This window comes from Chitinimonas sp., assembly GCF_036568685.1.
GTDB lineage: Bacteria > Pseudomonadota > Gammaproteobacteria > Burkholderiales > Chitinimonadaceae > Chitinimonas.
The window spans coordinates 1-6,081 of the sequence record NZ_DATCSC010000111.1 but is presented as its reverse complement, the minus strand read 5'-3'; the positions used below and the strand labels follow the sequence as shown (position 1 = coordinate 6,081).

Sequence of the window (6,081 nt, the reverse complement as noted above, 5' to 3'; positions counted from 1 at the left end):
CAGGAGGACAAGAGCGAGGCCGGCGAGGTGGCGCGCTTTGCCGCCTATGACCTCTTGATCCTCGACGAGGTGGACATGCACCGCGGCAGCGAGACCGACCTGTTGCTGCTCTTTGCGGTGATCAACCAACGCTACAACGCCTTGCGGCCCACGGTGCTGGTCTCCAACCAGTCGGTTACCACGCTCAAGGACTGCATCGGCGCTCGATCTGTGGACCGTGTGCTTGAGCTTGGCGAAGTCATCGCCTGCGACTGGCCTAGCTATCGAACCCGACCACCGCTCGCTGCTTGAGGCCACTGCCGCGCTGCCGGCCCATATCGGATGCCATATCGCGCCGCCCCGCAGGGGGCGCGACCCAGAAAGGAACACCATGCAATTCAAATCGCCCGAACACCTGCTGGCCTGGACCTTCGAGACCCTGGCCACGCCCATCGTCAAGACATCCCGTGCCGACCTGCGTGAGGAAAGCGGTGGCTGCGGTGCCCCGCCAGACAAGCTCAGCCACTACGACCGCCACGCCCAGGCCGCCTTTGTGCTGCGTTGGATCAGCACCTTGCCGGTGGCGCAAAAGAGCGTGCTGTTCGGCCTTTACGATCCCGCCTTGCGGCAAAGCGCCTGCATCTCGCTGGCCACCGAAGTAACGCACCGCTTCGGCATGCACGCCGCTGCCTACGCCGTGCGGATGTGGATCACCCCTCAGCGCCAGGCTGGCAAGCCGGTGGGTACGGAGCGCGGCCTTGCCAATGTGGCCGGCACCTCCCCCGCCACCGCCCGGCGCTATAAGACCGCCGTGTGGGACGAGCTGGACCAGCTGCGCCTGCAAGCCCTGGCGGCGGTGGGGCGGCAGTTTGTGGATTTGATCGGCGAATTGGAGCCGGTGGATGAGGAGGAGATGGTGGTGGCGTAGATGGCCGCTCGACGGACGATACGGCGCAATGCCCTGCAGGGATTGCGCCCTACCTTGCTGGTCGAGGGCATCCGTGTGCGGCGGCGCAGCTTGCCCTGGTCAGCAATCGTCAAATAGCCATGCCCTCAGGCGCTCAGGCAACTTCCTTGGCCTTGACGATGGATTTCGACACCAGGCCGTATTCGATCGCCTCCGGCGCAGACATCCAGAAATCGCGGTCGATGTCGGACATCACTTTTTCCAGCTTCTGCCCGGTTTCCTTGGCGATCAGGGCGCCGATCCGTTCGCGCACGCGGAGGATTTCACGCGCCTGGATCGCGATATCGGTCACTTGGCCGCCCACGCCACCGCTCGGCTGATGGATCAGGAAGCGCGTATTCTGCAGACAGAAGCGACGCTCCTTCGGCACCGAAAGGAACACGTTGACCGCGGCGCTACCGACCCAGCCGCTACCGATCATGTTTACCGGTGCGTCGATGAAACGGATCACGTCGTGGATGACATCGCCCGATTCCACATGACCGCCGGGCGAGCAGACCAGGAAATTGATTGGATCCTTCGACTCGCCGGAGAGGGCAATCAATTGGCGCACGATATCGCGCGCCACCGCATCGTTGATCTGGCCAAACAACAGCACGGTACGGGATTTGAAAGCTTTCTCCTCCAGAAACGCGTCGCGTTGGGATGGGTTGGTTTCTGCTTTTTCTTCCACAATATGCCCCTAGGTTTGAGGGAGTGAACTGCCCTGAGGACTAGTGTAGTCCTTATCACTTGGCGGCGGCAAAAGGCGGGGCGTGTAAACAGCCGCCGCGTCATGCGTGCCTAGCGTGGCGACTGGCGGCCTGGTGGTCGGCCAACCCTCGCACCTGTCGCCAAACACGCTACGATGGTCGCAACGGTGACCCATGCGACAAGGAGCAATGCAATGGCAATACGAATGATGACGGCGGCCTGCCTGGCCACCCTGGCGCTGCTGGGCACGGCGGTGATGGCAGCCGATGAACCCACCGGCCGTATTACTGGCGTCGGCGGCATCTTCTTCAAGGCCAAGGAACCCAAGGTGCTGGCTGCGTGGTACCGCGACGTGCTGGGGATCAAGCTGGAAGCCTGGGGTGGTGCGGCCTTGCGCTACGACGCGCCCAGGCACCCGCCGGCGCTGATCTGGGGGACCTTTCCCGAGAGCACCAAGTACTTTGCGCCGTCCGCCGCCAGCTTCATGATCAACTACGCGGTGGACGATATGGACGCCTTCCTGGCCCGGTTGAAGGAGAAGGGCGTGGAGCCGATCAAGCGTACCGACGACGCGACTGGCCGCTTTGCCTGGATCGTTGACCCGGAGAACAACAAGATCGAGTTGTGGGAACCGAAGGAACCTAAGGCTGCGCCGTGAGCGGCTCGCTATCCAGCGCGCTGGCCGAGAATGGCAGACAACAAAACGCCCCGACCATCACTGGCGGGGCGTTTTGCTTTGCTGCAGGTTGCGCTTAGTTGGCCTTGGGAGCTTCGGTCTTGGCTTCGGCCTTCTTGGCAGCCTTGTGGTGCTTGCCGGCCTTCTTGGTGGTGGCGGCCGGTTTGGCTTCCGTGGTCTTGGCAGGTGCAGCAGCGGTGGCTTGGGCTGCCGGAGCGACAGGTGCCGCGGCCGGTGCGTCGGCGGCATTGGCAGCAAAACCGGTCAGGGCGAAGGCGGCGGTCAGGGCAGTTGCGATCAGCTTGTTCATGGTGCAATCCTCACAGTGTTGGGCTTCCGGTCCCGGTCGTCGCGTTCTGCAGCGGCCGTCCTTGAGGCACACATTAGGACCACGATGCTGAATGGTTCCTGACAGGAAAAGGCTTTATTTCTACCGAAAATATTTAGGCGGGCTTTAAGATTCCGGTAAGGTTTGGCGAGGCGGTTTTGAAGGGGCGAAGCGGTATTGCTTGGGGGGCGAAAATCCATGCCAGCCGCCGTCTCCCTGCGTGCTAGGTAGGTGTTGCGAGGGTGTTGCCTCCTCTATATGGAGGATGTCGGCATGTCCCGATGCAGATAGACTTGCCCGGCCCCCATTCCCTGCATCTGAGCGTGTCGCATACCGAGGGCAGCCGGCGCGCAGAATCGGACTATCGGAAGTGACGGACCATTTCATGACTCAAAACCAATTGCCGGACTTTTACGAATCCTTTACTGCCATCTGCAGGTTTCTGAGCGCAGAGACGGTATCTGGCGACTTCTACGAAAAGCACGCCCATGCCCTCATGATGGCAGGGGCCTTTATCGGGACACTGGCCAGCCAGCATCCGGTACTCAAGACGGCCATCATTGTCGGCTTACAGCAGCCCGTTCGCGAAGCCGCCGTTCGCATCCGCCAGGTCATTCCTGGCTTGGGCCTGACAAATGACGAAGTGCGGTGGCTGGACGACCAGACCACCGCAATACTCCGGGTGCTGGTCCCGGTTGTACGCGACCCCGACTTGCCCGAGTGGTTTGCGGAGTGTAAATGGGCGATTGAGGGGGCATTTCATTGACTACCCCGGCGGTGACCGCAGGTTTGGTACCCCCCAAGAATCGACAAGACCAATACTGATACGGTCAGCGCGCCCGCTTTCGGCGCAAGGCGCGACCGGTGTCGTGCCACAGGTGGGCCAACAGTGCGTTCAAAGGCCCGTAGTCCTGTTCGGGTGCCTGGCCTGCGCCCATCCGCTCGATCTGATGGTAGTACCAGCCTGCATGCGCATAGTTGTTCAGGCCGCGCAGCCCAGCGGACGGGCTGTTCGGGCCCCAGTAGCCGGTGCCCAGGCGCAGGTGGTCTTCATTGTGCGGCAGGGTATCGAGCTGCCCGGCCAACATCTTGCTGGGGAAGTCCGGATCAACACAGAAAGGGCGCGCAATGCCCACCATGTCGGTTTGCCCAGCTGCCAGGGCCGCCTCCATGCCGGCGCGGGTGCGGAATCCGCCGGTCACCATCAGCGGCATGCGGGCGACGCCCTGGATTGCAGCGGCATACTGCAGGAACATGGCTTCACGCTGACGCGTGCTGTCGCGCACTTCGCGGTCGGGCGTCTGCCTGAAGAATTCAACCTGCTCATAGGTACCGCCGGAAATTTCCAGCAGGTCTATCCCGGCATCGTTCAACCACGCTACCACCTGCAGGCATTCCTCGAGCGTGAACCCGCCCTTCACAAAATCCGAGGAATTGAGCTTGACCGAGATGGGATACGCGGCGCCCACGCGCTCGCGGACCGCCTTGACCACGGCCAGCAGCAAACGGGCTCGATGCGCCAGTGGGCCACCCCACGCGTCGTTACGCTGATTGGTACGTGGCGACAGGAATTGCGACAGCAGATAGCCGTGTGCGGCGTGGATCTGCACCCCGTCCAGGCCGGCGCGTTGCACCAGGTCTGCCGTCTCGGCAAACCGTGCGATGACCTCTTCAATCTCTTGCTGCGTGGCGGCGCGAGGCTTGCCAAAGTTGCCGAGAATATCCAGCTGGACCGGTGAGGGAGCGATCGGCGTGAGATTGACCAGACGGGGGCACTGGCGACCCGGGTGGCTGATCTGTGCCCAGAGCTGGGCGCCACCGGCGTGTACCACATCGGCCCATTCGCGCAAGGCCGGCAAGACGCTGTCGTCCTGCACCACCACATTGCCGGCGCGCTCCAGATAGCGCTGGTCGATCATGATGTTGCCGGTCAGGAGCAAGCCCGCGCCGCCGCGCGCCCACCGCTCGTACAGGCGCAGGTGCTGTGCCGTGGGGCGGTCCAGCGCATCGGCTAGGCCTTCGGTCATGGCTGCTTTGCAGAAGCGGTTAGGCAGCATATGACCACACGGCAGCGTCAAGGATTGTTCCAGCATGGAGGCTTTCCTGGTTGGTGGTGCGATGCACTGCATCCTACCGCCGTTTTGGCACAAATGACTGAGCAAGGTACGCTAAGGCCCCCGCTCTGGATGCGCACTACCATGAGCGGGCATGCTGAGTGGGATGCGCGTGCTGCCAGCAGGGCAAGGCAGAAAATCTCCAACGCTTGTAGCGTTCTCACCGCGCCGGCATGCAGAATGGGGGCTTCAACCCCAAACGCCTTCTGCCCCGTGGACACCATCGAATACCACCGCAATGCACTGCTCGCCCAAGGCGACGACCCCTTGCCAGTGGAACAGCTGGTGGCGTTGATCCAGGCTGCGCCGGATGAAGTGACCCTCAAGGGTCTGTTGGCCGAGCTGGAGGTGGAAGCCAATAAGCTGGGCTGGCCACGGGACAAAGACTACGCCGCCTTGTTGCTGCAGCATGCCGTGCTGCAGGTGGAGAACCGGCCGGCGAGGGCGGCGATGCTGGACTTTGCCCTGGCCCAGGCAACCTGGTGCGCGAGCTGCGCCACTGCCGGCGGCGAAGGGCTGGCGAGGAGTGTGCATGTACGGGAGCTCGAAGCCATGCGCCGGGTTGCTTTGCAGGGCTGCTAAATCGGCCATCTGCTGCTATGGTAAGTCGTGGTCTTTCCCTTTCACTGATACTTAAACCCTTATTGAATATGCCCAGCTCACGAATCGCCCTCTTGGGCCTTGCCGCACTCTCTCTTACCGGTGCTGCACAGGCCGGGACCTACAGCACCCTGGGCAAGACGCTCAAGCTGCAGCCCCCGCCGGAGTATTGCGAGCTGGGCGATACGCAGCGGGAGCAAACGCTGCGGCAGCTGCAACAAAGGAATATGGCCCAGGTAGGGGAGCTGGCCCAGGTGGTAGTGCCGTGTACGGAGCTCAAGGCCTACAAGGACGGTAAGATCGATAACTTCAGCCGCTGGGCGCAAGTGCTGGTTTCCAAGCGCCAGGGCGTATTGACGCTGGTCACCATCAGCCGCGAGGAGTTCATCCAGAAGACGGCCAACGGCACGGCCAAGCCCGTGGATCTGGCCGAGGTCAATCGCCGTGTACGCGAGCATCTTTCGGGGACTGGTGGAACCGTGAGCATGTCTGGCGCCCAGCCCATCGGTTCGACCAAACAGGCTTTCTTTATCGAGGGCCGCCTGGTTACCGAGACCAATGGAAAATCTAGCCCGCTAGCCTTTATCGGCGCGGCAACCGTGGTCAACCAGCTACCCATCCTGGTGCAGGTCTACGTCACCCCCAAGGCGACTGGTGCGTCGGCGCTGGAGACGGCGACGGCTTACGTTGATAGCTTGTTGAGCAAGAACTAGTTGGGTAGGGG

At 62.4% G+C, this 6,081-nt stretch carries 9 protein-coding genes; 6 read left to right on the top strand and 3 right to left on the bottom strand.

Going from position 1 to position 6,081, the window contains the following annotated elements:
* The coding region (locus VIM95_RS15745; protein ID WP_331987565.1) for an ATP-binding protein at nt 1-291 on the top strand (291 nt) is incomplete at its 5' end.
* 79 nt (nt 292-370) lie between these two features.
* A complete protein-coding gene (locus VIM95_RS15740) occupies nt 371-907 on the top strand; it encodes a hypothetical protein (protein ID WP_331987563.1) in 537 nt (178 codons plus the stop codon).
* Between the two features lie 133 nt (nt 908-1,040).
* Here VIM95_RS15740 and VIM95_RS15735 read toward each other — a convergent pair whose 3' ends face one another.
* Entirely contained in the window at nt 1,041-1,619 is a 579-nt protein-coding gene (locus VIM95_RS15735; protein WP_331987561.1) for an ATP-dependent Clp protease proteolytic subunit, read from the bottom strand.
* A 213-nt stretch (nt 1,620-1,832) separates the two neighbouring features.
* Between VIM95_RS15735 and VIM95_RS15730 the strand changes: the two genes are divergently transcribed.
* A complete protein-coding gene (locus VIM95_RS15730; RefSeq protein ID WP_331987559.1) occupies nt 1,833-2,297 on the top strand; it encodes a VOC family protein in 465 nt (154 codons plus the stop codon).
* Nucleotides 2,298-2,391: 94 nt separating this feature from the next.
* Here the strand turns inward: VIM95_RS15730 and VIM95_RS15725 are convergent, their stop codons facing one another.
* The gene (locus tag VIM95_RS15725; protein ID WP_331987557.1) at nt 2,392-2,625 is read right to left on the bottom strand and encodes a hypothetical protein; all 234 of its coding nucleotides are present in this window, start codon (nt 2,623-2,625) and stop codon (nt 2,392-2,394) included.
* A gap of 403 nt (nt 2,626-3,028) precedes the next feature.
* Here VIM95_RS15725 and VIM95_RS15720 point away from each other — a divergent pair, with 403 nt between their 5' ends.
* On the top strand, nt 3,029-3,409 hold the full coding sequence (locus tag VIM95_RS15720; protein ID WP_331987555.1) for a hypothetical protein: 381 nt from the start codon (nt 3,029-3,031) through the stop codon (nt 3,407-3,409).
* Between the two features lie 64 nt (nt 3,410-3,473).
* Here VIM95_RS15720 and VIM95_RS15715 read toward each other — a convergent pair whose 3' ends face one another.
* The gene (locus tag VIM95_RS15715) at nt 3,474-4,736 is read right to left on the bottom strand and encodes an NADH:flavin oxidoreductase/NADH oxidase family protein (RefSeq protein ID WP_331987554.1); all 1,263 of its coding nucleotides are present in this window, start codon (nt 4,734-4,736) and stop codon (nt 3,474-3,476) included.
* 234 nt (nt 4,737-4,970) lie between these two features.
* Here VIM95_RS15715 and VIM95_RS15710 point away from each other — a divergent pair, with 234 nt between their 5' ends.
* Nucleotides 4,971-5,339 carry a hypothetical protein gene (locus tag VIM95_RS15710; protein WP_331987553.1) on the top strand — a complete coding sequence of 123 codons (369 nt, stop codon included), beginning with the start codon at nt 4,971-4,973 and terminating at the stop codon, nt 5,337-5,339.
* A 68-nt stretch (nt 5,340-5,407) separates the two neighbouring features.
* Nucleotides 5,408-6,070, top strand: a complete 663-nt coding sequence (locus VIM95_RS15705; RefSeq protein WP_331987551.1) for a hypothetical protein — start codon at nt 5,408-5,410, stop codon at nt 6,068-6,070.
* The last annotated feature ends 11 nt before the right edge of the window (nt 6,071-6,081 follow it).